Source organism: Rhodosalinus sp. K401, assembly GCF_041365735.1.
Taxonomy (GTDB): Bacteria; Pseudomonadota; Alphaproteobacteria; order Rhodobacterales; family Rhodobacteraceae; genus Rhodosalinus.
Genome location: NZ_JBGFSI010000011.1, coordinates 23,078 through 44,826, shown reverse-complemented (window position 1 = coordinate 44,826; position 21,749 = coordinate 23,078). Strand labels below are relative to the sequence as shown.

The following is a 21,749-nucleotide window of genomic DNA, read 5'->3' as shown; positions in this document are numbered from 1 at the left end:
GAGGGAGGCGGAATGCCGACAATTCTGGAAATCGAGGATCTGCGAAAGACCTACGGGGGCGGGCTCGAGGCGCTGAAAGGCGTGTCGCTCAGCGTCGAGGAGGGCGAGATCCTCGCGCTGCTGGGGCCCAACGGCGCGGGCAAGACCACGCTCATCTCGGCGCTCTGCGGCATCACCATGCCCACCGGCGGGCGGGCACGCGTCGCCGGGCACGACATCCTAGAGGATTTCCGCGCGGCGCGGGCGCTGATCGGGCTCGTGCCGCAGGAGGTCGCGCTCGAACCCTTCATGAAGGTGCGCCATACCGTGGAGTTCTCCCGCGGGCTCTTCGGCCTGCCGCGGGACGACGCGCTGGTCGAGCGGGTGCTGCGGAACCTGTCGCTCTGGGACAAGCGCGACGCGCAGACCCGGGAGCTGTCGGGCGGCATGAAGCGGCGCGTGCTGATCGCGAAGGCGCTGGCCCACGAGCCGCGGCTTCTTTTCCTCGACGAGCCGACCGCCGGGGTCGACGTGGAACTGCGCCGGGGCATGTGGGAAACCGTCGACCAGCTCAAGGCGGATGGCGTGACGATGATCCTGACCACCCACTACATCGAGGAGGCGGAAGCCATCGCCGACCGCGTGGGCGTCATAAACGGGGGCGAGTTGCTGCTGGTCGAGGAGACGGGGCGCCTGATGGAGCGGCTGGGGCGCAAGGAACTCCTGATCGAACTGCACGAGCCGGTGGACGCGGTGCCCGAGGCGCTGTCGCGCTACGGCCTCGAACGCGTCGATGACGGGGCGCGGCTGGTCTACAGCTACGACCGCTCGGCCGAGCGCACGGGCATCACCCAGCTTCTGAACGACGTGCAGAAGGCGGGGCTCGTTCTTCGCGATCTGTCCACGCGGCAGTCGAGCCTCGAGGAGATCTTCGTCGATCTCGTCCATGGCAAGGACGGGTCGGAGGCCCGGCCATGAACTGGGGCGCCGTGGCGGCGATCTACCGGTACGAGATGGCGCGGTTCTTCCGCACGCTCCTGCAGAGCTTCATCTCGCCCGTGATCTCCACGTCGCTCTATTTCGTCGTGTTCGGCGCGGCGATCGGCTCGCGCATCCAGGAGGTGGAGGGCGTGAGCTACGGCGCCTTCATCGTGCCGGGCCTCGTCATGCTGACGGTGATGACCCAGGCGATCTCGAACGCGAGCTTCGCGATCTATTTCCCGAAATTCATCGGCACGGTCTACGAGCTGCTCTCGGCGCCGATCAGCTTCCTCGAGATCGTGATCGGCTATGTCGGTGCGGCGGCGACGAAATCGCTCTTCATCGGGGTGATCATCCTCGTCACGGCGAGCTTCTTCGTCGAGGTCCGCGTGAGCCATCCGCTGGCGATGGCCGCGTTCCTTGTGCTGACCTGCGTGAGCTTCTCGCTCATGGGGTTCATCATCGGCATCTGGGCGAAGAATTTCGAGCAGCTCCAGCTCGTGCCGCTGCTGATCGTCACGCCGCTCGTGTTCCTGGGCGGGTCGTTCTATTCGATCTCCATGCTGCCGGCGGCGTGGCAGACGGTGGCGCTCTTCAACCCGGTCGTCTACCTCATCTCGGGGTTCCGCTGGTCGTTCTACGGGCTTGCCGACGTGCCGGTGGGCATCAGCCTTCTTGCCATCGCGGGCTTTCTCGCGCTGTGCCTCGGGGCGATCTGGTGGATCTTCCGGACAGGGTGGCGCATCCGCTCCTGACCCGCGCCGGAGAGGCGCTGCCGCCCGCGCGCAGGGCGCCGCGTTCTTTTCCGCCCCGCCTTGTTTGTCGTGCCCGGCCAATCTACATCCGGCAGCATGGAATTACACCTGCCCTTTCTCTCGCGCCGCCCGACGGTGGCGGTCGTCCGGCTGACCGGCATGATCGGGACGGGCGGGCGTTCCAGCCTCAACGACAATGCGGTGGCGCCGGCGATCGAGCGCGCCTTCTCTCGGGGCAAGCCGGCCGCCGTGGCGCTCGAGATCAACTCGCCGGGGGGGTCTCCCACGCAATCCTCGCTCATCGGGGCGCGCATCCGCCGTCTGGCCGATGAAAAGAAGATACCCGTCTACGCCTTCGTCGAGGACGTGGCGGCCTCGGGGGGTTACTGGATCGCCTGCGCGGGCGACGAAATCTGGGCCGACACCGGCTCTGTCGTGGGCTCCATCGGCGTCATCTCGGCCAGTTTCGGCGCCCACGTCTTCCTTGCGCGGCAGGGGCTCGAGCGGCGGATGTACACCGCGGGCAAGTCCAAGACCCTGCTCGATCCGTTCGAACCGGAAAAGCCCGAGGATGTCGAGCGGCTGCGCCGCATCCTCGACCAGATGCACGGCGCCTTCATCGAACATGTGAAAAGCCGCCGGGGCGACAGGCTTGCCGACGATCCGGACATCTACACCGGGGAGATCTGGCTGGGCGCGGCGGCGCAGGAAAAGGGTCTGGTGGACGGCATCGGCCATCTCGAACCGAAGATGCAGGAAATCTTCGGCGACAAGGTCCGCTTCCGCCGCTACGGCCTGCGCCGCGGCATCCTTCAGCGGCTTGGCGCACAGGTCCTTTCCGACGGCATCGCGGTGCTGGAAGAGCGCGCGGCCTATGCGCGCCTGGGCCTCTGGCCGTGATCCTCAAGGTTGTCCTTCTCTTTTTGGTGGGTATGGGGGTGCTGGCCATGTTCGGCCGCCTGCGCTTTCCCGGCCAGCGCGCGCTCCGCTCGGCGCGCTGCCCAGACTGCGGGCGCTACCGGATCGGAAAGGGGCCCTGCCCCTGCGGCAGGGAAAGGGGCTGAGGGATGACGGTCTGGCTGCTCGCGGGCCTCGGGCTCGTCATCCTGCTGCTGGCCGGCGATGCTCTGGTGAAAGGCGCGGTCAACCTGTCCCTGCGCCTCGGCGTGCCGGCGCTGATCGTGGGGCTGACCATCGTGGCCTTCGGAACCTCCGCGCCGGAGTTGCTGATCTCGGTCAGCGCGGTGCTGGAGAATGTGCCCGGCCTTGCGCTCGGCAACGTCGTGGGCTCCAACACGGCGAACATTCTGCTGGTGCTCGGGGTGCCGGCCCTGCTTTCGACCATGAGCACGGGCGCGTGCGAGATGCGCAAGAGCTACCTGTTCATGCTGGCGGCCACGGGCCTCTTCATGGTGCTGGCCTTCACCGGGATCTTCACCTGGTGGTCAGGCCTGATCCTGCTCGCCGCGCTCGCGCTGGTTCTCGCGGACGCGTTCCGGGACGCCCGCGCGCACAGGTCCGCCACGCTCGACGTGGCGCAGACACTGGAAGATGTCGAGGGCGCGGACCCGGACATGCCGTGGTGGAAGATCGGCGTCTTTCTCGCGCTGGGCCTCGTTGGATTGCCGCTCGGCGCGGATATTCTCGTCGACAACGCCTCAGCGCTCGCGCGCATCTACGGCGTGCCCGACACGGTGATCGGGCTGACGCTCGTGGCGCTCGGCACCTCGCTGCCGGAGCTTGCGACCACCGTGATGGCGGCGCTGCGCCAGCAGGCCGACGTGGCGCTCGGCAACGTCATCGGCTCCAACATGTTCAACCTGCTCGCGATCATCGGGATCGCTGCGCTCGTGGGGGACATTCCCGTCGACGCCGAGATCCTGCGCTTCGACATCTGGGTCATGCTGGGCGCGTCCCTGCTGCTGCTTCCGGTCGTGTTCCTCGGCCGGGATCTGACGCGGATCTGGGGTGTCGGCTTGACCGCGGGCTATGTCGCCTATGTGGTCCTGCTGCTGAGCTAGGGAGGCACGCGGCATGTCACGGGCACTGGTCACGGGCGCGGGAAAGCGGCTTGGACGCGCGATGGCGCTTTATCTGGCCGGCCGCGGCTACGACGTCGCGGTGCATTACGCCAGTTCGCGCGAGGACGCGCTGTCCGCCGTCGCCGAGATCGAGGCCCTGGGGCGTCGGGGCGTGGCGCTCCGGGCCGATCTCCTGAACGAGGTGGAGGTCACGCCGCTGGTCGATGCCGCGGCCGAAGCGCTGGGCGGGCCGCTCACCTGCCTCGTAAACAACGCCTCCATCTTCGAGCATGACCGGATCGAGACCGCGACGCGCGAAAGCTGGGACCGGCATTTCGAAAGCAACCTGCGCGCGCCCTTCGTGCTGACCCAGGCGCTCGCGCGGCAGGTGCCCGAGCCGCTGATCGACGCGCGGGGAGAGCCGGTGGCGCAGGGCCTCGTCATCAATATGATCGACCAGCGCGTGCGCAAACTCACGCCCGAGTTCATGACCTACACGCTGGCCAAGGCCGGGCTGTGGGCGTTCACCCAGACCGCGGCGCAGGGCCTCGCGCCCCGTCTTCGCGTCAACGCGATCGGGCCGGGGCCGACGCTTTGCGGGGCGCGGCAGACCGAAAGCCATTTCGCGCGCCAGCGCGCCGCCACGGTGCTCGGCCGCGGGGCGGATACCGCGGGCATCACCGCGGCGCTGGGGTATTTCCTCGATGCCGAAGCGGTGACCGGCCAGCTGATCTGCGTGGATGGCGGCCAGCACCTCGCCTGGCAGACGCCGGACGTGCTGGGCGTCGAGTGACCGCCGTGCGGCCGGAAGGCGCGCGAGTTGTGCACCGGTCACAGGATCTTCAAGAAAGATTTACAAATTTGTGTGCGATTTCATCGTCTTGGCGAGGTGGTGAAAAATGTGCAATGAAGTCAAGGTTTTGCAGGAGCGCCTAAAAATTGGGCAAAGCGGCGAAGCTACCCGAACCAAACGAAAATCCTTGTCTGCCCAAAACTTGCCCGCAGCTTTATCCACAGAAACCGTGGATTTGTTTGCCCTTGCCATGACGGTCGCGAGATTGCAGCCGGACCGGGGGAATCGTATCTCTGCGCCATGAGCGACCGCGCCGAAACCGACGCTTCCGGAAACGTGACCGGGCACGCCTGCATCCAGGGCTATCTGAAGACACTCGACAGTTCGCCGGGCGTCTATCGCATGCTCGATGCGGAAAGCCGGGTGCTTTATGTCGGCAAGGCGCGCAACCTCAAGGCGCGGGTGTCGAACTACGCCCGCCCGTCGGGGCACAGCCCGCGCATCGCGCGGATGATCCGCGAAACCGCCTCGATGATGTTCCTGACGACGCGGACCGAGACCGAGGCGCTGCTGCTCGAGCAGAACCTCATCAAGCAGCTCAAGCCGCGCTACAACGTGCTTCTGCGCGACGACAAGAGCTTTCCCAACATCCTCGTGGCCAAGGACCACCCGTTCCCGCAAATCAGGAAGCACAGGGGCGCCAAGACGGAGAAGGGCGCCTATTACGGCCCCTTCGCGAGCGCCGGCGCGGTCAATCGCACGCTGAACCAGCTTCAGAAGGTGTTCCAGCTGCGCAACTGCTCGGATTCGGTGTTCGAAAGCCGGACCCGGCCCTGCCTGCTCTACCAGATCAAGCGCTGCTCGGGACCGTGCGTCGGGCTGATCTCGCAGGAGGATTACGCCGCGAGCGTGCGCGACGCCGAGCGCTTCCTGTCGGGACGATCCACCACGATACAGGAGACGCTCGCGGCCGAGATGGCCGAGGCGGCCGACAAGATGGAATTCGAGCGCGCCGCCGCCCTGCGTGACCGCATCCGCGCGCTGACGCAGGTCCAGGGCGTGCAGGGCATCAACCCGCGCGGCGTGGCGGAGGCGGACGTGATCGCGCTGCACATGGAGGGCGGTCAGGCCTGTGTGCAGGTGTTCTTCATCCGCGCCAACCAGAACTGGGGCAACCGCGATTTCTACCCGCGGGTCGGCGCGGACGTCTCCGAGGCCGAGGTGATGGAGGCGTTCCTCGGCCAGTTCTACGACAACAAGGAGCCGCCGCGGCTGCTGCTGCTGTCGCACCCCATCGAGAACGCGGATCTCATGCAGGAGGCGCTTTCGGGCAAGCGCGGCCGAAAGTCGGAAATCCTCGTGCCGCAGCGCGGAGAGAAGGCCGAACTCGTGGCCGGGGCGGCGCGCAACGCCCGGGAAAGCCTCGGGCGCCGCATGGCCGAGACCGCGACGCAGGCGAAGCTTCTGAAGGGCCTCGCCGAGGCGCTGGAGCTCGAGCAGCCGCCGCGTCGGATCGAGGTCTACGACAACTCGCACATCATGGGCACGAACGCCGTGGGCGCGATGGTCGTGGCCGGCGCAGAAGGGTTCGAGAAGGGCCAGTACCGCAAGTTCAACATCAGGGGCGAGGACGTGGCGCCGGGCGACGATTTCGCCATGATGAAGGAAGTGCTCACCCGCCGCTTCAAGCGCCTTCTGAAGGAGGATCCCGACCGGCGATCGGGCGCCTGGCCCGACCTTCTGCTGATCGACGGCGGCGCGGGCCAGGTGAGCGCCGTGCAGGGCATTCTCGAAGAGCTGGGCGTGCCCGACATCCCGGTCGTGGGGGTAGCCAAGGGCGTGGACCGCGACGCCGGCAAGGAAGAGTTCCACCGCCCCGGCGCACGTCCCTTCGCGCTGCGCCACAACGATCCGGTGCTCTATTTCGTGCAGCGGCTCAGGGACGAGGCGCACCGCTTCGCCATCGGCAGCCACCGCGCGAAGCGGGCGAAGACGGTGGCGGCCAACCCGCTCGACGAGGTGCCGGGCGTGGGCGCGGCGCGCAAACGTGCCCTGCTGGAGCATTTCGGATCGGCCAAGGCGGTGACGCGGGCGGATCTCGCCGACCTGAAGGCGGTGGAGGGGATTTCGGGCGCGCTCGCCGAGCGGATCTACGCCCATTTCCACGAGGGCAGCTGAGCGCGAATTTTCGATCGAAAATTCGCGCGGCCGGGCCGGCGTTCCTAGGAATTTTCGGTCGAAAATTCCTCTTCAGGCCCAGACGCCCTCGGCCGCCGCGCGAATGGCGCGGATGTGTTCTCCGTAAGGTGCGGGGTCTTGCGCCGAGCCGCCCTTGAAAACCGCCGAGCCCGCCACGAGCACGTCGGCGCCGGCCTCCGCGACACGCGGCGCGGTCGCCGCGTCCACGCCGCCGTCCACCTCCAGGTGGATGGGGCGGTCGCCGATCATCCGCCGGAGCGCCGCGATCTTGGGAAGCTGGCTTTCGATGAAGCTCTGCCCGCCGAAGCCCGGGTTCACCGTCATCACGCAAACGAGCTCCACCAGGTCGAGCACTTCCGCCACGGCCTCGGCCGGCGTGCCGGGATTGAGCGCGACGCCCGGCTTCACGCCCGCCGCCCGGATCGCCTGCAACGTGCGGTGCAGGTGCGGTCCCGCCTCGACGTGGGCGGTCAGGATGTCCGCGCCCGCCTCGGCGAAGGCGCCGATCAGCGGATCGACCGGCGCGATCATCAGGTGCACGTCCATCACGGTGGAGATGTGCGGGCGCAGCGCCTTGCACATGGCCGGGCCGAAGGTGATGTTCGGCACGAAATGGCCGTCCATCACGTCCACATGGACCCAGTCTGCGCCCTGCGCCTCGACGGCGCGGCACTCCGCGCCGAAATCGGCGAAATCGGCGGCGAGGATGGAGGGGGCGATCTTCACGGCGGGCATGGGACACTCCTTTGCGGCTGGCGCCGATATAGGGCCGGGCGTGCCCGCTGTCAGCCCGTCTTGAAGGGCGCCATGCCCTCGCGGGCGAGCTGGTCGGCGCGCTCGTTCTCGGGGTGGCCGGCATGGCCCTTCACCCATTCCCACGTCACGTCATGGCGCGCCTGCGCGGCGTCGAGCCTTTGCCAGAGCTCGGCGTTCTTCACCGGCTTCTTCGACGCGGTCTTCCAGCCGTTGCGTTTCCAGCCGTGGATCCAGCCGGTCACCCCGTTCTTCACATAGGCGCTGTCGGTAACGATCGTGATCTCGGAGGCGCGGCCCAGCGCCTCCAGCGCCGCGATGGCGGCCATCAGTTCCATCCGGTTGTTGGTGGTGGCGGGTTCGCCGCCCTTGAGCTCGCGTTCCTGCAGGACCGTCTCGCCCTCGACGGCCTGCAGGAGCGCGCCCCAACCGCCGGGGCCGGGATTGCCCGAACAGGCGCCGTCGGTGAAGGCGTAGAGCTTGGCCATGCGGGGCGGCTTAGCCGCGCCGGGCGGGGGCCACAAGGGCCGCGAAGGTCACCCAGTCGGCCATCGCGCCGTCCAGCCCCTTGTCGCGGCCGCGCCGGCGGGCGACGATCTCGAAGCCGGCCTCGGCCAGTAGGGTCTCGAGTTCGGGTTCGGTGTAGTAGGTGTAAAGCCGCCCCAGCCGGTCGCGGGTGGCGCCGGTGCCCGTCTTGCCCCCGATATGGAAGCGGCCGCGTGGCTTCAGCGCGCGGCGGATCGCGGCGAGATGGCGGGGCATGGCCTCCCGCGGGGCATGCAGCAGGCTGAAATTGGCCCAGATCCCGTCATACGTCGCTGCGCCGCCGATCTCCTCGAAGCTTGCCTGCCAGGCGGTGACGCCGGGCTGCGCGGCGGCAAGGCGCACCATCTCGGCGGAGGCGTCGGTCGCATCCACGGCAAGGCCGGCCTCGGCCATCGCCGCCGCCGCGATCCCCGGCCCGCAGCCGAGATCGAGCACGCGGCCGCCCCTGGGCAGATCCGCGATGAAGGCCAGCAGATCCGGATCGTCGCGCAGCCCGGCCGTCACCTTCGCGTAACGGCCGGCTTCGGCGTCATAGACGGACACGGTCTCCCGGTCGGAGGTCACGCAAAGACCCCCACGGCCAGGCAGATCACGACGATCGCCGTCAGGAGCAGGCGCAGCGGCATCCACCAGCCCGGGGCGAGCCCCTGCCGGGCGAAAAGCCAGTCGAGGCCGAGAAGGCCGACGAACCCCGCGATCAGGCTGATGCCCGCATGGGTCGGACCGCCCCCCGTCATGAAGAAGGCCCAGAGCGCCGGGACGACCGAGAGCGCGTAGCCGGCCGCCGCCACCGCGCCGTCGGCCTTCGTGGCGAAGCCCCAGAGCACCCCGGACATGAAGGACAGGATGATCGCGCCGTAGAACAGCATCACGTAGGGCCCGACGAAGCGGGGGCCCAGGGCTTCAACGCCCCAGGCCTGAAGCGCGGGGTCGAGCATGGTGAGCGCGCCCCAGACGAAGGGGATCAGCCCCGCGAAGCCGAGGGCAAGGGCGGCTGTGGGAATCCGGGTCATCGCGCCGTGTCCGCCACCTTGTCCTGCATCCGCCCGGCGGCGGGGGCGGATGCGCCAAGGGCGCTCCGGCCAAGGGCATCGCGCCGGAATCGCGCCACCGGAGCGCGCCCGCGGATCGGGGTGTCGGCGAAAGATGCGTGCCCCGCCAAACGTCGGCCGTCGCGCCGGCGGCGATCTTCTGCGGCGATGTCGAAGAGGGGACGGCCCCGGCGCAGCAGTGCCCACTGCGCCCCGGCGCCGAAATGCTCCTGCATCAGGCCGGTTCCCTCAGCACGCGCGGCACCTTGAAATTGACGTTCTCCTGCGCCGTCTCGACCTGTTCCACCGTCACGTCGTACCGGTCGCGGAAAGCGTCGATGACTTCTTCCACCAGCTCCTCGGGAGCCGAGGCGCCGGCGGTGACGCCGATGCTGGAGATACCGTCGAGCGCGCGCCAGTCGATGTCGCGCGCACGCTGCACGAGCTGGGCGTAGGGGCAGCCCGCGTTGCGTCCGACCTCGACCAGGCGCTGCGAGTTCGACGAGTTGGGCGCGCCCACCACGAGCATCGCGTCGGCGCGCGGGGCCATCGCCTTCACCGCCTCCTGCCGGTTGGTGGTGGCGTAGCAGATGTCCTCCTTGTGGGGGCCCAAGATGGCGGGGAAGCGGGCCTTCAGCGCGGCCACGATGCCCGCCGTGTCGTCCACCGAAAGGGTCGTCTGGGTGACGAAGGCAAGCCTCTCGGGGTCGCGGACCTCGACCCGCGCCACGTCCTCCACCGTCTCGACGAGGAGGACCTCGCCTTCGGGAAGCTGGCCCATGGTGCCCACCGTCTCGGGGTGGCCGGCGTGGCCGATCATGATCATCTGAAGGCCGTTCTCGTGATGCCGCTCGGCCTCGATGTGCACCTTCGAGACCAGCGGGCAGGTCGCGTCCACGAAAAGCATCTCGCGCCGCGCGGCCTCCGCCGGCACGGCTTTCGGAACCCCGTGGGCGGAAAAGATCACCGGCCGGTCGTCGGGACATTCGTCGAGCTCTTCCACGAAGACCGCGCCCTTGGCGCGCAACCCGTCGACGACGAACCGGTTGTGGACGATCTCGTGGCGGACGTAGATGGGCGCGCCCCATCTCTCGAGCGCCAGTTCCACGATCTGGATCGCACGGTCCACGCCCGCGCAGAAGCCGCGCGGCGCGGCGAGGTAGAGGGTGAGGGCGGGTTTGGTCATCGCGGCCTCCGGGATCATGCTCAAGACCTAGACTCCAGCGGGCAGCGCGTCCAGAGACCGGCACCCCGCGCGTTCGTGAATTGACAGCCTTGCAAAGCGACGGCATCCGGAACTGGTATGTGCGTTTCCGGACGGAGACCCCGAATGATGCCCATCGCCCTCATGGCCGCGCTGCTTCTTGCGGGACCGGCCCTCGCGGAAGGGATGCTTCCCTACGAGGATCCGTCGCGGGTCGCGAACGGAGAGGCGATCTACGGAACCCATTGCGCGGCCTGCCACGGCACGGCGCTGGAGGGCGCGCCCGACTGGCGCGCGCCGGGCCCCGACGGCCTGATGCCCGCGCCCCCGCATGACGCCTCGGGCCACACCTGGCATCATGCCGACGCGCTTCTGGTGGATATCGTCACGCGCGGGACGGAGGCGGTCGTCGGCGGCGACTATCGCTCCGGCATGATCGGCTTCGGCGAGGTGCTGACGAAGGACGAGATCCTGGACGTCCTTGCCTTCATAAAGAGCACGTGGCCCGAAGAGATCGTCGAGATCCACAACGACGTGAACCGCCGCGCCGCCATCTTCAGGGACTGACCGCGCCCGTGGCCCAGGCCAGCGCGGCGTAGCGGCCGGTCTTGGCAGCGGTGACGAGGACGAGGAACAGCCAGGGCGGCGTGCGCATGATCCCCGCCACGACTGTGAAGGCGTCGCCGAAGGGCGCCCAGCTCAGAAGCAGGGTCCACACGCCCCAGCGGGCGTACCAGCGCTGGGCGCGGTCCAGGTCGGCCTCGCGGACCGGGAACCAGCGACGGTGCCGGAAATGCTCGATCCAGATGCCCATCACGTAATTGACGACGGCGCCGAGCGTGTTGCCCAGCGAGGCGACCACCACGAGCAGCCAGGGCGGCGAGACGCCGCCCGCCTGCAGGCCCACGAACAGGATCTCGGACTGGAACGGAAGGATGGTCGCCGCCCCGAAGGCGACGACGAAAAGGCTGGAGAGCGCTGAGATCTCGGCCCACATGGCGCGATCGGGCGGGGTGCGTTCAGTCCCCGGTCGCCACGCGGATGTCGCGGTCTGCCGGCTGCTCGCGCGGCGGGCGGCCGATCACGTCCTTGAGATCCTCGAGCTCGATGAAGTTGTCGGCCTGCCGCCGCAGCTCGTCCGCGACCATGGGGGGCTGGCTGCGCAGGGTGGAGACGACCGACACCCGGACGCCTTGCCGCTGAAGGCTTTCGACGAGCGGGCGGAAATCGCCGTCGCCGGAGAAGATCACGATGTGATCGATCCGGGGGGCGAGTTCCATCGCGTCGACGGCCAGCTCGATGTCCATGTTCCCCTTCACCTTGCGGCGGCCCTGCGCGTCCGTGAACTCCTTCGCCGGCTTCGTGACCATGGTGAAGCCGTTGTATTGCAGCCAGTCGACCAGCGGGCGGACCGGCGAATACTCCTCGGTGTCCAGGATCGCGGTGTAGTAGAACGCGCGCAGAAGCTTGCCCCGGCGCATGAACTCGTGCCGCAGAAGCTTGAAATCGATGTCGAAGCCGAGCGCCCGCGTGGCCGCGTAGAGGTTCGAGCCGTCGATGAACAGCGCAAGCCGTTCGTCCTTGTAAAACATCCGGGATCCTTCCAATTGTCGTGGCCGGTGGCGCGCGTGCGACGGCGCTGCCGGGGAAAACGTCGTTCCAGCAATAATTCACGAGGATAGCTTATCGGCCCCGAACCTCAAGAGACCCGGAGCAGCGCGCGTGGCGGCATCGGGACCGCGCTGATCGCGCTCGGCGCGAACGTGCCGCGCCCGGGGCGCACGCTGCGCGAGACGCTGGAAGCGGCGCTGTCCGACCTTGCCGCGGGCGAGGCCCCGGTGCGCGCGGTCAGCCGCTTCTACCGGACGCCGTGCTTTCCCGCGGGCGCGGGGCCCGATTACGTCAACGCCGCCGCGGTTCTGGAATGGGACGGCCCACCGCGCGGGCTGCTGGATCTGCTGCACGCGGTGGAGCGCGCGCACGGGCGCGAGCGCGTCCGGCGGTGGGGGCGGCGGACGCTGGACCTCGATCTTCTCGCGCTGGGCGATGCGGTCCTGCCGGACCGCGCCACGTTCGAGGCCTGGCGCGCCCTGCCGCCCGTGGCACAGTCCGAGGAGGCGCCGGGGGAACTGATTCTTCCACATCCCAGGATGCATGAGCGCGCCTTCGTGCTGGTGCCGCTCGCCGAGGTGGCGCCGGGCTGGGTGCATCCGGTGCTCGGCGCGGACGTGGCGCAGCTTTGCCGCGCCTTGCCGGACGACCTGCGCAGCGAGGTCGTGCCGCTCTGATTCGCCGCTTGCGTTTTTCCTGCGTGGGCGCTAGACATTCGGCTTTGCTCTCGCACCTGATGAATTGGAGTGCCCATGGCCCGCGTGACCGTCGAAGACTGCGTCGACAAGGTTCCCAATCGGTTCGAACTTGTCATGCTCGCCGCGCATCGCGCCCGCGAGATCTCGGCCGGCGCGCCGCTCAGCGTCGAACGCGACAACGACAAGAACCCGGTGGTGGCGTTGCGCGAGATCGCCGACGAAACCCAATCCGCAGACGCGCTGCGCGAGCGGCTGATCGAGTCGAACCAGACCCAGATCGAGGTGGACGAGCCCGAAGAGGATTCCATGTCGCTTCTGATGGGCGGCGGCTCGGAAGCCGACAAGCCGGCAGAGGATGAAATGCCCGACGAGACGCTTCTGCGCCAGCTTCTCGAGGCACAGAGACAGGGCTGACACTGGAACTCGAGACGGAAATGCGTATCGGCGGGGCGGAAGACCTCGCCGCGCGCATCAAGAGCTACAACCCCCGCAGCAACGCTGGCCTGATCGGCCAGGCGTTCGAGTATGGCCGTGCCATGCACGAAGGCCAGTTCCGCCATTCCGGAGAGCCTTACTGGAGCCATCCCGTGGCGGTGGCCCATATCCTCGCCGAGCAGCGGCTTGACGACGCCACCATCGTCACCGCGCTTCTCCACGACACGATCGAGGACACGAAATCCACCTACTCCGAGGTCGCGACGCGGTTCGGCGACGAGGTGGCGATGCTCGTGGACGGGGTGACGAAGCTTACCAACCTGCAACTCAGCTCCTCCGAGACGCGGCAGGCGGAAAATTTCCGCAAGCTCTTCATGGCGATGTCCAAGGATCTCCGGGTGATCCTCGTGAAGCTGGCCGATCGTCTGCACAACATGCGCACCATCAAGGCCATGCGCCCCGACAAGCAGGCGCAGAAGGCGCGCGAGACGATGGACATCTACGCGCCCCTCGCCGGGCGCATGGGCATGCAGTGGATGCGCGAGGAGCTCGAGGATCTCGCTTTCCGGGTGCTCAACCCCGAGGGGCGCGCCTCGATCATGCGCCGTTTCATCACGCTTCAGAAGGAAGCGGGCGACGTGATCGAGCGGATCACGGGCGACATGCGCCACGAGCTGAAGGCCGCCGGCATCGAGGCCGAGGTGTTCGGCCGTGCCAAGAAGCCCTACGCGATCTGGCGCAAGATGCAGGAGAAGGAGCTCGCCTTCTCCCGGCTTTCCGACATCTACGGTTTCCGGGTCATCACGCGATCCGAGATGGACTGCTACCGCGCGCTGGGCGCGATCCACCAGCGCTGGCGCGCCGTGCCGGGCCGGTTCAAGGACTATATCAGCCAGCCCAAGTCGAACGGCTACCGCTCCATCCACACGACGGTGTCCGGGCGCGACGGCAAGCGCGTCGAGGTGCAGATCCGCACGCAGACAATGCACGATGTCGCCGAGACGGGCGTGGCCGCGCACTGGTCCTACAAGGACGGGGTGCGCGCCGAGAACCCGTTCGCGGTCGATCCGGCCAAGTGGATCTCGCAACTGACCGAGCAGTTCGACGCCGAGGAAGACCATCACGAGTTCCTCGAGGCGGTGAAGCTCGAGATGTACTCGGACCAGGTGTTCTGCTTCACGCCCAAGGGCGACGTGGTGAAGCTGCCGCGGGGCGCGACGCCCATCGACTTCGCCTTCGCGATCCATACGCGGATCGGCAGTTCCTGCGTCGGCGCCAAGATCGACGGGCTGCGCGTGCCGCTCTGGACGCGCATCAAGAACGGTCAGTCGGTGGAGGTCATCACCGCCGAGGGCCAGACGCCGCAGCCGTCCTGGCTGGAGATCGCGATTACCGGCAAGGCCAAGTCGGCGATCCGGCGCGCCCTGCGCGAGCAGGACCGCGAACGCTTCGTGCGCCTCGGCCGCGAACTGGTGCGCGCAGCCTTCGAGAACGTGGGCAAGAAGGCCACGGACAAGGCGCTCGACACCGCCGCCAAGCGGCTGCGCCTGCCCGACCGGCACGAGATTCTGGCACGCATGGGCTCGGCCGAGCTGACCGCGCAGGAGGTGGTGCGGGCGGTCTACCCCGATCTCGCGCCGAAGGACGTCGCCCAGATCGACACTTCGCGCGCCGTGATCGGCCTCGATCCCGGCCAGAATTTCGAGCGTGCGCCGTGCTGCCAGCCGTTGCCGGGCGAGCGGATCGTGGGCATCACCTGGCGCGGGCGGGGGGTGGTGGTCCACGCGATCGATTGCGGGGTCCTCGCCCAGTTCGAGGACCAGCCCGCGCGCTGGATGGACCTGCACTGGCAGGCCGGAAGCCACCCGCCCGTCTACACGGTGACGCTCGACGTCACCATCGGCAACGACGCCGGTGTTCTGGGACGTATTTGCACATTGATCGGAGAGCAGAAGGCCAATATCTCAGATCTCGAATTCGTCGACAGGAAACCCGATTTCTATCGCCTGCTGATCGACGTGGACCTGCGCGACGCCGAGCATCTGCATTCGATCGCCTCGGCGCTGGAAGCCGAGAGCGACGTGGCCGCGGTCGAGCGGTTTCGCGACCTCTCCCGCGCCTCGCAGGAGCCGCGCGCGAGCTGAAGGAACGCCCCCGTGGTCTTCAAGCGCCGCGACAGACGCAACTGGTGGACGGTCATGGCCACCGCGCTTTGGCCCAAGGGGGGCTGGGGGCGTGCTTTCCGTTACGTAAAGTATCGGATGCGACGCCTGCCGGGCACGCCGGAAAGTATCGGGCGGGGCATCTGGGCGGGCGTCTTCGTGACCTTCACGCCGTTTTACGGGCTTCATTTCTTCATCGCCATGGCGATGGCCTGGATGATGCGCGGCAACGTCATCGCCTCGCTGTTCGGAACGTTCTTCGGCAATCCGCTCACCTATGTCCCGATCGGGGTCATCTCCCTGAAGACCGGTCACCTCCTCATGGGGACCACCTTCGACGAGAAGGACGGCCGGTCGCTGCTCGACAAGTTCATGGGGGCGGGGGGCGATCTGCGCGACAATCTCTGGGCCTGGCTCACCGGTGCGCCGCAGGACTGGCGCGGGTTGGCGGTCTTCTACGACGACGTGTTCCTGCCCTACACGATCGGCGGGATCATTCCCGGGATCATCGCCGCCACGGCCATGTATTTCCTGTCCGTGCCCGTGATCCGCGCCTATCAGAAACGCCGTGCCGCCAAGGTCATGGAGCGGCTGGAAAAGAAGCTGCATCGCGCTTCTTCTGCCGGGGCTGACGAACGCTCCGGCACGAAGTAGGCGGACGCGCGACCAAAAGGAGGACCGCATGGCCCAACCCGATCTCAGGCTCGGCGTGAACATCGACCATGTGGCGACGGTGCGGAACGCCCGCGGCGGCGCCTTTCCCGACCCGCTGCGCGCGGCGAGGCTGGCCGAGGAGGCCGGCGCCGACGGCATCACCGCGCATCTGCGCGAAGATCGCCGCCATATCACCGATGCCGATATCGAGGGGCTGATGGACGCGCTGAGCGTGCCGCTCAACTTCGAAATGGCCGCCACCGACGAGATGCAGGCGATCGCGCTGCGCCACGGGCCGCACGCCGTCTGCATCGTGCCCGAGAAGCGCGAGGAAAGGACGACCGAGGGCGGGCTCGAGGTCGCGCGGGAGGAAAACCGGCTGGCCCATTTCATCGCCCCCCTGCGCGAGGCGGGCTGTCGGGTGTCGATCTTCATCGCCGCCGAGCGCGCGCAGGTCGAGGCCGCGCACCGGATCGGGGCGCAGGTGATCGAGCTGCACACCGGCGCCTATTGCGACGCCCATGCCGAGGGGCGCTTCGCCGACCGCGACGCCGAGCTTGCCCGGCTGGCCGAGATGGCCGCCTTCGCGCATGGCCTGGGGCTCGAGGTGCATGCCGGCCACGGGCTCACCTACGACACGGTGGGTCCCGTCGCCGCGCTTCTCGAGGTCCGGGAGCTCAACATCGGGCATTTTCTCATCGGCGAGGCGATCTTCCGCGGACTCCGGGGCGCGATCGAGGAGATGCGCCGGATCATGGATCACGCCCGCACCGACGCGTCATGACGCCCGCGCCCATCCTTCTGCGCCGCTGGGCGGCGGCGCTCGTCGCGGGGCTGGTGGGCCTCGTGGCGCTGTGGCAACTCGAGGCCGCCCGCTTCGGCATCGGGATCGACCGCTTCCATGTGGGCGAGACGCCCGTGACGCGCTATGCTGCTGCGGGCGCGGAGGGTCCCCTCGTCGTCATCGCCCATGGTTTCGCGGGCTCGCGGCAGATGATGCAGGCCTACGCGCTGCCCCTGGCGCGGGCGGGCTATCGCGTCTGGGCCTTCGACTTCGAGGGGCACGGGCGCAACCCGGTGCCGATGTCGGGCGACGTGGACAGCATCGACGGCACCACGCAGCGGCTGATCGATCAGACGCTGCGCGTCGTGGGCGAAGGCCGCGCGCGCGAAGGCTGGGACGGGAACGTGGCGCTTCTGGGCCATTCCATGGCGACCGACATCATCATCCGCGCCGCGCTTCGCGAACCCCGCCTCGGGCCGGTCGTCGCCATATCGGCGTTCAGCCAGGCGGTGACCGCAGAGGCGCCCGAGCGGCTCCTGATGATTTCCGGCCAGTGGGAGCCCGGCCTGCGCGACTTCGCGCGCGACGCGCTGCGCATGGTCGATCCCGCGGCCCGCGAGGGCGAGACGGCGCGCGCCGGCGACGTCGTCCGCCGCGCGGCCGTGGCGCCGCTCGCCGAACATGTCGCCGTGCTCTACAGCAAGGCGGGACGGGAGGAGGCGCTGGCGTGGCTCGATGCCGCCTACGGGCGCGAGAGCGCCGTCGCCGTGCCCCGCACAGGGCCGTGGCTGCTGGCGCTTCTGGCATCGGTGGTGACGCTGGCCTGGCCGCTTTCCCATCTGCTGCCCGACAGGCGCGTTCCGCGCGCCCCTCTTCCGGCGCGCCGCTTCGCGATCGCGGTGACGGCCCCGGCGCTGCTCGCGCCGCTCATCTCCGTGCCGATAGACGTGAACGCGCTGCCGGTGCTGGTGGCCGACTACCTCGCCGTGCATCTCCTGGTCTTCGGGGGCGTGCAGCTCGCGCTTCTGCGCTGGTTCGGCGTGCCGCTTGGCCGGGTCTCGCCGGTCGCCACGCTGGCGCTGCTTGTCTGGGGGCTCGGCGTGTTCGGCTTCGTGCTCGACCGCTACGGCGCGAATTTCTGGCCGACGGCAGAGCGCGGGTGGATCATCCTCGCCCTCGCGGCGGGCGCGGTGCCCTTCATGCTGGCCGACGGCCTCGTGACGATGGGCGGGCGCGCGCCGCTCTGGCAGCGGATCGCGGCGCGGCTGGCCTTCTTCGTTTCGCTGGGCCTGGCCGTGGCGCTCGATTTCGAGCGGCTTTTCTTCCTCGCGCTCATCGCCCCGGTGATCCTGCTTTTCTACGTCGTATACGGCCTGATGGGACGCTGGGCGGCGCGCACCGGCGGCGCCGCGGCGGCCGGGCTCGCCCTGGGCCTCATCCTCGCCTGGGCGCTCGGCGTGAGCTTTCCGCTCTTCGCGGAAGGGGGGGCTGGCGGATGATCCTCGGCGTCGGCACCGATCTTGCCAACATCGAGCGCATCGCGCGCACGCTCGAGCGGTTCGGCGACCGGTTCCGCAACCGCGTCTTCACCGAGGAGGAGCAGCGCAAGTCCGAGAGACGGCGCGACACGGTTGGTACCTACGCGAAGCGCTGGGCGGCGAAGGAGGCGTGCTCCAAGGCGCTGGGCACCGGACTGCGCATGGGCATCGCCTGGAAGGACATGCATGTGAGCAACCTCCGCACCGGCCAGCCGATCATGCACGTCACCGGCTGGGCGGCGGAGCGCCTCGCGGAGATGACGCCGCAGGGCCATGTCGCGGTCATCCATGTCACGCTGACCGACGATCATCCCTGGGCGCAGGCCTTCGTGGTGATCGAGGCGCTTCCGGAGCCCTGAAGCTGGACACCGGGTGCGGATCTCTGGCCTGTTGATGGCGTCGCCCCCAGGAAAGGAGCTTCTCCCATGTCCGACACCGTCCGCCGGGTGCGGCGCACGTTCCGCGACCTCGGACTCGCGCTGCTCAATGCGACGCTGATCCTGATCGCGGTCTGCCTGTTTTTCGGGATGCGCCTCGCGACGACGCTCGAGGATGTTCAGAATGGCTTCGCCGCCGCGCTGTCAGAGGCCGCGTCCGAGCTTTCTCCGCTCGGCCGGGGCGCGGAGGCGCTGGCCGCGGAGGTTGCCGCGCTCCGGTCCGATATCGCGAGCCTGAGGGCGGAGGCGGCCGGCCTGACGGGCGACGACGCGCGGCGACTCGAGGCGCGCCTGGAGAAGGCCGAGGCCAGCCTGGCCGAAATGCAGGCGGCCGCGCTCGGCCTCGGCGCCGTGGCGGCGGATCTCGCCGCGGATCCGGGCGCGGCGCTCGACCGCGCCGTCGACCGCGCGGTCGCCGCCGCGGCGGCAGAGGCGACGGCCGCCCTCTCCGCGCTGCGCGGCCGCGCGCCGCAGGACGGCTGAGCGCAGGGCGCCTGCCTTGACACCCCCTGCGCCCGCGCCCATGAAGCGCCGGCAACACACAGCCGGAGGCATCCCATGGCGGAGGCGAAAAAAGGCAGCGCGGTCGTCGAGACCGTCAAGACGATCGTCTACGCCCTCCTGATCGCCGGCGTGTTCCGCACGGTCTTCTTTCAGCCCTTCTGGATACCCTCGCCCTCGATGAAGGAAACGCTCCTCGTGGGCGACTTCCTTTTCGTCAACAAGATGTCCTACGGCTATTCCTATGCCTCCTGCCCGTCGATCCGGATCGGGGCCATCGGGCTCGACATCGACGCCGAGGATTTCTGCGGATGGCTTCAGGGCGGCGAGGGCCGCTTCCTCGGAAGCGAGCCGGTGCGCGGCGACGTGGCGGTGTTCCGCCACCCCGGCAACGGGCGCGATTTCATCAAGCGCGTGGTCGGCCTGCCCGGAGACCGCATCCGGATGGTGGACGGGGTGCTGCACATCAACGGCGACCCGGTAGAGCTCGAGCCCGCGGGCACCTTCACCGAGATCATGGAGCCCCAGGGCCCGCAGGGCATCCGCCCGCGCTGCGCCAACGCGCCGGTGGGCGACGGCGCGGTGTGCGAGAAGGAGCGCTTCGTCGAGACGCTGCCCAACGGCGAGACGCACACGGTGCTCAACATCGGCCGGCAGGCCGCGGACAACACGCCCGTCTACACGGTCCCGGAAGGGCACTACTTCATGATGGGCGACAATCGCGACAACTCCTCCGACAGCCGCGTGCCGGGGCAGGTGGGCGGCGTGGGCTTCGTGCCGCACGCCAACCTGATCGGCCGTGCCGACCGGATCATGTTCTCGTCGGCGGGGCGGTCGATGCTGTTCTTCTGGACGTGGCGCGGCGACCGGTTCTTCAAGGGGATCGATTGAAGCTTTCGGCGGACATCCGGGCCTTCGAGGCGCGCATCGGACACGCCTTCGCGCGGCCCGCGCTTCTGGCCGAGGCGCTGACCCATGCCTCGCGGTCGGGTCCGACGCGCCCCGACAACCAGCGGCTGGAATTCCTCGGCGACCGGGTGCTGGGCCTCGTGATGGCCGAGGCGTTGCTCGAAGCCGATCACGAGGCTGCCGAAGGGCAGCTCGCCCCGCGCTACAACGCGCTCGTCCGCAAGGAAACCTGCGCCGACGTGGCGCGCGAGGTGGGCCTTGGCGACGTCCTGAGGCTGGGCCGGTCCGAGATGATCTCGGGCGGGCGGCGCAAGCAGGCGCTCTTGGGCGACGCGATGGAGGCGGTGATCGCCGCGGTCTATCTCGACGCCGGCTACGCCGCTGCGCGCGCGCTCGTGCTGCGCCTCTGGGGCCCGCGCGTGGGCGGGGTCGAGGCGGATGCCCGCGACGCCAAGACCGCGCTTCAGGAATGGGCGCAGGCGCGGGCGCTGCCTCCGCCGAGCTATGTCGAGACAGGGCGCACCGGACCGGACCACGCGCCGGTATTCACCATAGAGGCGCGGCTGGCCGATGGCCGCGCGCAGGCGGCGCAAGCCGGCAGCAAGCGACAGGCCGAGCAGGAGGCCGCGCGCCGTCTGCTGGCGGAGGTGACAGGCGAATGACCGAAAACCCCACTCGCGCGGGCTTCGTCGCCCTGATCGGAGAGCCCAATGCGGGCAAGTCCACGCTCACCAACCGGATGGTGGGCGCGAAGGTCTCGATCGTGACCCACAAGGTGCAGACGACGCGGGCACGCGTCCGCGGCGTGGCGATCGAGGGGCCCGCGCAGATCGTTTTCGTGGACACGCCCGGCCTCTTCCAGCCGCGGCGCCGGCTCGACCGGGCAATGGTCGCGGCCGCGTGGGGCGGGGCGGCGGACGCCGACATCGTCGTGCTGCTCGTCGAGGCGCATCGCGGCGTCACCCCGGGGGTCGAGGAGATCCTCGAGCGCCTGCGCGAGATCGCCGGCGGGCGGCCCGTGGCGCTCGCCATCAACAAGATCGACCGGGTGGCGTCGGAGCGGCTTCTCGCGCTCGCCCGCGATCTCAACGACCGGTTCGACTTCGCGCGCACCTTCATGATCTCGGCCGAGAAGGGCCATGGCGTGGAGGATCTGCGCCGCTGGCTCGCCGAGGAACTGCCCGAGGGGCCGTGGCTCTACCCGGAAGACCAGATCGCGGACCTGCCGTTGCGCATCATCGCGGCCGAGACGACGCGCGAGAAGGCGACGCTGCGGCTGCATCAGGAACTGCCCTACCAGCTGACCGTCGAGACGGAGAGCTGGGACGAGCGCAAGGACGGCTCCGCGCGGATCGAGCAGGTGATCTACGTCGCGCGCGACGGGCACAAGGGCATCGTGCTCGGCCACAAGGGCGAAACGATCAAGGCGATCTCGAAGGCCGCGCGGGAAGAGCTCGAGGAATTCCTCGGCCGCAAAGTGCATCTCTTCGTGCAGGTGCGCGTCCGCGAGAACTGGCAGGAAGAGGCCGAGCGCTACGACCAGATGGGTCTCGATTTCCGCGACGGCGGCTAGGAGCGGCCGATCCAGCGCCAGACGAGCCAGCCGGCGGCGCCCAGCATGGCCAGATTGGCTGCGAGCTGGAGCACGGGCCATGGCCCGCCGAGACCCAGAACGACGGCGGCGAGGTTGACGGCAGCACCAGCGATCAGGATCGCCTTGACGACGAAGGGCACGGAACTGGACATGACGAAGCTTCC

26 protein-coding genes are annotated in these 21,749 nt (G+C 68.8%); 18 read left to right on the top strand and 8 right to left on the bottom strand.

The annotated features are described in order from the left end of the window. Positions 1 to 12 precede the first annotated feature (12 nt). The 6 genes from AB6A66_RS12650 (at position 13) to uvrC (ending at position 6,707) form a co-directional block, all read left to right on the top strand. Positions 13 to 957, top strand: a complete 945-nt coding sequence (locus AB6A66_RS12650; protein WP_371056173.1) for an ABC transporter ATP-binding protein — start codon at positions 13 to 15, stop codon at positions 955 to 957. Further along, a complete protein-coding gene (locus AB6A66_RS12645; RefSeq protein WP_371039070.1) occupies positions 954 to 1,715 on the top strand; it encodes an ABC transporter permease in 762 nt (253 codons plus the stop codon). Before AB6A66_RS12650 ends, AB6A66_RS12645 begins: the two co-directional genes overlap by 4 nt. 96 nt (positions 1,716 to 1,811) lie before the next feature. Beyond that, entirely contained in the window at positions 1,812 to 2,615 is an 804-nt protein-coding gene (locus AB6A66_RS12640) for a S49 family peptidase (RefSeq protein WP_371056172.1), read from the top strand. 167 nt (positions 2,616 to 2,782) lie between these two features. Then, positions 2,783 to 3,736: a calcium/sodium antiporter gene (locus AB6A66_RS12635; RefSeq protein ID WP_371056171.1), complete on the top strand. Its 954-nt coding sequence runs from the start codon at positions 2,783 to 2,785 to the stop codon at positions 3,734 to 3,736. A gap of 13 nt (positions 3,737 to 3,749) precedes the next feature. Then, positions 3,750 to 4,529: an SDR family oxidoreductase gene (locus tag AB6A66_RS12630; RefSeq protein WP_371056170.1), complete on the top strand. Its 780-nt coding sequence runs from the start codon at positions 3,750 to 3,752 to the stop codon at positions 4,527 to 4,529. Between the two features lie 300 nt (positions 4,530 to 4,829). Next, complete coding sequence (uvrC, locus tag AB6A66_RS12625) at positions 4,830 to 6,707, top strand: excinuclease ABC subunit UvrC (protein WP_371056169.1); 1,878 nt, start codon at positions 4,830 to 4,832, stop codon at positions 6,705 to 6,707. A 72-nt stretch (positions 6,708 to 6,779) separates the two neighbouring features. Here the strand turns inward: uvrC and rpe are convergent, their stop codons facing one another. The 5 genes from rpe to ispH form a co-directional block, all read right to left on the bottom strand. Further along, positions 6,780 to 7,463, bottom strand: coding sequence for a ribulose-phosphate 3-epimerase (gene rpe / locus AB6A66_RS12620; RefSeq protein WP_371039065.1), 684 nt, complete (start codon positions 7,461 to 7,463; stop codon positions 6,780 to 6,782). A 50-nt stretch (positions 7,464 to 7,513) separates the two neighbouring features. Continuing rightward, positions 7,514 to 7,969, bottom strand: coding sequence for a ribonuclease HI (rnhA, locus tag AB6A66_RS12615; RefSeq protein WP_371056168.1), 456 nt, complete (start codon positions 7,967 to 7,969; stop codon positions 7,514 to 7,516). 10 nt (positions 7,970 to 7,979) lie between these two features. Continuing rightward, positions 7,980 to 8,591 (bottom strand): class I SAM-dependent methyltransferase, encoded by a 612-nt coding sequence (locus AB6A66_RS12610; protein WP_371056167.1) that lies wholly within the window; start codon positions 8,589 to 8,591, stop codon positions 7,980 to 7,982. Next, positions 8,588 to 9,040 (bottom strand): DUF3429 domain-containing protein, encoded by a 453-nt coding sequence (locus tag AB6A66_RS12605; protein WP_371056166.1) that lies wholly within the window; start codon positions 9,038 to 9,040, stop codon positions 8,588 to 8,590. Before AB6A66_RS12605 ends, AB6A66_RS12610 begins: the two co-directional genes overlap by 4 nt. Before the next feature lie 253 nt (positions 9,041 to 9,293). Further along, positions 9,294 to 10,244, bottom strand: coding sequence for a 4-hydroxy-3-methylbut-2-enyl diphosphate reductase (gene ispH, locus AB6A66_RS12600; RefSeq protein ID WP_371056165.1), 951 nt, complete (start codon positions 10,242 to 10,244; stop codon positions 9,294 to 9,296). A gap of 144 nt (positions 10,245 to 10,388) precedes the next feature. On the opposite strand from ispH, the gene AB6A66_RS12595 reads away from it, so the two are divergent. Then, a complete protein-coding gene (locus AB6A66_RS12595) occupies positions 10,389 to 10,829 on the top strand; it encodes a cytochrome c (protein WP_371056164.1) in 441 nt (146 codons plus the stop codon). On the opposite strand, the gene AB6A66_RS12590 is transcribed toward AB6A66_RS12595, so the two are convergent. Together AB6A66_RS12590 and AB6A66_RS12585 are read right to left on the bottom strand one after the other, a co-directional pair. Next, entirely contained in the window at positions 10,819 to 11,259 is a 441-nt protein-coding gene (locus AB6A66_RS12590) for a YqaA family protein (RefSeq protein WP_371039058.1), read from the bottom strand. The two genes, AB6A66_RS12595 and AB6A66_RS12590, sit on opposite strands and share 11 nt — an antisense overlap. 22 nt (positions 11,260 to 11,281) lie before the next feature. After that, positions 11,282 to 11,854: an NYN domain-containing protein gene (locus AB6A66_RS12585; protein WP_371039057.1), complete on the bottom strand. Its 573-nt coding sequence runs from the start codon at positions 11,852 to 11,854 to the stop codon at positions 11,282 to 11,284. A 93-nt stretch (positions 11,855 to 11,947) separates the two neighbouring features. Between AB6A66_RS12585 and folK the strand changes: the two genes are divergently transcribed. From folK to era, 11 genes are all read left to right on the top strand, one after another. Beyond that, complete coding sequence (gene folK, locus AB6A66_RS12580) at positions 11,948 to 12,550, top strand: 2-amino-4-hydroxy-6-hydroxymethyldihydropteridine diphosphokinase (RefSeq protein WP_371056214.1); 603 nt, start codon at positions 11,948 to 11,950, stop codon at positions 12,548 to 12,550. A 75-nt stretch (positions 12,551 to 12,625) separates the two neighbouring features. After that, the gene (rpoZ, locus tag AB6A66_RS12575; RefSeq protein WP_371039056.1) at positions 12,626 to 12,985 is read left to right on the top strand and encodes a DNA-directed RNA polymerase subunit omega; all 360 of its coding nucleotides are present in this window, start codon (positions 12,626 to 12,628) and stop codon (positions 12,983 to 12,985) included. A 20-nt stretch (positions 12,986 to 13,005) separates the two neighbouring features. Continuing rightward, entirely contained in the window at positions 13,006 to 15,150 is a 2,145-nt protein-coding gene (locus AB6A66_RS12570; RefSeq protein WP_371056163.1) for a bifunctional (p)ppGpp synthetase/guanosine-3',5'-bis(diphosphate) 3'-pyrophosphohydrolase, read from the top strand. Between the two features lie 12 nt (positions 15,151 to 15,162). Further along, positions 15,163 to 15,822, top strand: a complete 660-nt coding sequence (locus AB6A66_RS12565) for a DUF2062 domain-containing protein (protein WP_371056162.1) — start codon at positions 15,163 to 15,165, stop codon at positions 15,820 to 15,822. Between the two features lie 28 nt (positions 15,823 to 15,850). Beyond that, on the top strand, positions 15,851 to 16,606 hold the full coding sequence (locus AB6A66_RS12560; protein WP_371039054.1) for a pyridoxine 5'-phosphate synthase: 756 nt from the start codon (positions 15,851 to 15,853) through the stop codon (positions 16,604 to 16,606). After that, a complete protein-coding gene (locus AB6A66_RS12555; protein WP_371056160.1) occupies positions 16,603 to 18,105 on the top strand; it encodes an alpha/beta hydrolase in 1,503 nt (500 codons plus the stop codon). The genes AB6A66_RS12560 and AB6A66_RS12555 overlap by 4 nt, the downstream gene beginning before the upstream one ends. After that, positions 18,102 to 18,503, top strand: coding sequence for a holo-ACP synthase (gene acpS / locus AB6A66_RS12550; protein WP_371039052.1), 402 nt, complete (start codon positions 18,102 to 18,104; stop codon positions 18,501 to 18,503). The genes AB6A66_RS12555 and acpS overlap by 4 nt, the downstream gene beginning before the upstream one ends. Before the next feature lie 66 nt (positions 18,504 to 18,569). Further along, a complete protein-coding gene (locus tag AB6A66_RS12545) occupies positions 18,570 to 19,064 on the top strand; it encodes a hypothetical protein (RefSeq protein ID WP_371039051.1) in 495 nt (164 codons plus the stop codon). A 75-nt stretch (positions 19,065 to 19,139) separates the two neighbouring features. Continuing rightward, positions 19,140 to 19,973, top strand: a complete 834-nt coding sequence (lepB, locus tag AB6A66_RS12540) for a signal peptidase I (RefSeq protein WP_371056159.1) — start codon at positions 19,140 to 19,142, stop codon at positions 19,971 to 19,973. Further along, the gene (gene rnc, locus AB6A66_RS12535) at positions 19,970 to 20,653 is read left to right on the top strand and encodes a ribonuclease III (RefSeq protein ID WP_371039049.1); all 684 of its coding nucleotides are present in this window, start codon (positions 19,970 to 19,972) and stop codon (positions 20,651 to 20,653) included. The genes lepB and rnc overlap by 4 nt, the downstream gene beginning before the upstream one ends. Continuing rightward, the gene (gene era / locus AB6A66_RS12530; protein ID WP_371039048.1) at positions 20,650 to 21,564 is read left to right on the top strand and encodes a GTPase Era; all 915 of its coding nucleotides are present in this window, start codon (positions 20,650 to 20,652) and stop codon (positions 21,562 to 21,564) included. Before rnc ends, era begins: the two co-directional genes overlap by 4 nt. Here the strand turns inward: era and AB6A66_RS12525 are convergent. Further along, on the bottom strand, positions 21,561 to 21,737 hold the full coding sequence (locus AB6A66_RS12525; RefSeq protein WP_371056158.1) for a hypothetical protein: 177 nt from the start codon (positions 21,735 to 21,737) through the stop codon (positions 21,561 to 21,563). The two genes, era and AB6A66_RS12525, sit on opposite strands and share 4 nt — an antisense overlap. Between the last annotated feature and the right edge of the window lie 12 nt (positions 21,738 to 21,749).

Bases quoted from the DNA above. Each gene is read 5' to 3' on its own strand.
- AB6A66_RS12570 (WP_371056163.1), top strand. From the start codon at position 13,006: ATGCGTATCGGCGGGGCGGAAGACCTCGCCGCGCGCATCAAGAGCTAC.
- AB6A66_RS12605 (WP_371056166.1), bottom strand. From the start codon at position 9,040: ATGACCCGGATTCCCACAGCCGCCCTTGCCCTCGGCTTCGCGGGGCTG.
- AB6A66_RS12645 (WP_371039070.1), top strand. From the start codon at position 954: ATGAACTGGGGCGCCGTGGCGGCGATCTACCGGTACGAGATGGCGCGG.
- AB6A66_RS12590 (WP_371039058.1), bottom strand. From the start codon at position 11,259: ATGTGGGCCGAGATCTCAGCGCTCTCCAGCCTTTTCGTCGTCGCCTTC.
- AB6A66_RS12545 (WP_371039051.1), top strand. From the start codon at position 18,570: ATGTCCGACACCGTCCGCCGGGTGCGGCGCACGTTCCGCGACCTCGGA.
- acpS (WP_371039052.1), top strand. From the start codon at position 18,102: ATGATCCTCGGCGTCGGCACCGATCTTGCCAACATCGAGCGCATCGCG.
- AB6A66_RS12525 (WP_371056158.1), bottom strand. From the start codon at position 21,737: ATGTCCAGTTCCGTGCCCTTCGTCGTCAAGGCGATCCTGATCGCTGGT.
- AB6A66_RS12595 (WP_371056164.1), top strand. From the start codon at position 10,389: ATGATGCCCATCGCCCTCATGGCCGCGCTGCTTCTTGCGGGACCGGCC.
- AB6A66_RS12555 (WP_371056160.1), top strand. From the start codon at position 16,603: ATGACGCCCGCGCCCATCCTTCTGCGCCGCTGGGCGGCGGCGCTCGTC.
- lepB (WP_371056159.1), top strand. From the start codon at position 19,140: ATGGCGGAGGCGAAAAAAGGCAGCGCGGTCGTCGAGACCGTCAAGACG.
- rpoZ (WP_371039056.1), top strand. From the start codon at position 12,626: ATGGCCCGCGTGACCGTCGAAGACTGCGTCGACAAGGTTCCCAATCGG.
- uvrC (WP_371056169.1), top strand. From the start codon at position 4,830: ATGAGCGACCGCGCCGAAACCGACGCTTCCGGAAACGTGACCGGGCAC.
- AB6A66_RS12640 (WP_371056172.1), top strand. From the start codon at position 1,812: ATGGAATTACACCTGCCCTTTCTCTCGCGCCGCCCGACGGTGGCGGTC.
- AB6A66_RS12630 (WP_371056170.1), top strand. From the start codon at position 3,750: ATGTCACGGGCACTGGTCACGGGCGCGGGAAAGCGGCTTGGACGCGCG.
- AB6A66_RS12560 (WP_371039054.1), top strand. From the start codon at position 15,851: ATGGCCCAACCCGATCTCAGGCTCGGCGTGAACATCGACCATGTGGCG.
- AB6A66_RS12635 (WP_371056171.1), top strand. From the start codon at position 2,783: ATGACGGTCTGGCTGCTCGCGGGCCTCGGGCTCGTCATCCTGCTGCTG.
- era (WP_371039048.1), top strand. From the start codon at position 20,650: ATGACCGAAAACCCCACTCGCGCGGGCTTCGTCGCCCTGATCGGAGAG.
- rpe (WP_371039065.1), bottom strand. From the start codon at position 7,463: ATGCCCGCCGTGAAGATCGCCCCCTCCATCCTCGCCGCCGATTTCGCC.
- AB6A66_RS12585 (WP_371039057.1), bottom strand. From the start codon at position 11,854: ATGTTTTACAAGGACGAACGGCTTGCGCTGTTCATCGACGGCTCGAAC.
- AB6A66_RS12650 (WP_371056173.1), top strand. From the start codon at position 13: ATGCCGACAATTCTGGAAATCGAGGATCTGCGAAAGACCTACGGGGGC.
- rnhA (WP_371056168.1), bottom strand. From the start codon at position 7,969: ATGGCCAAGCTCTACGCCTTCACCGACGGCGCCTGTTCGGGCAATCCC.
- ispH (WP_371056165.1), bottom strand. From the start codon at position 10,244: ATGACCAAACCCGCCCTCACCCTCTACCTCGCCGCGCCGCGCGGCTTC.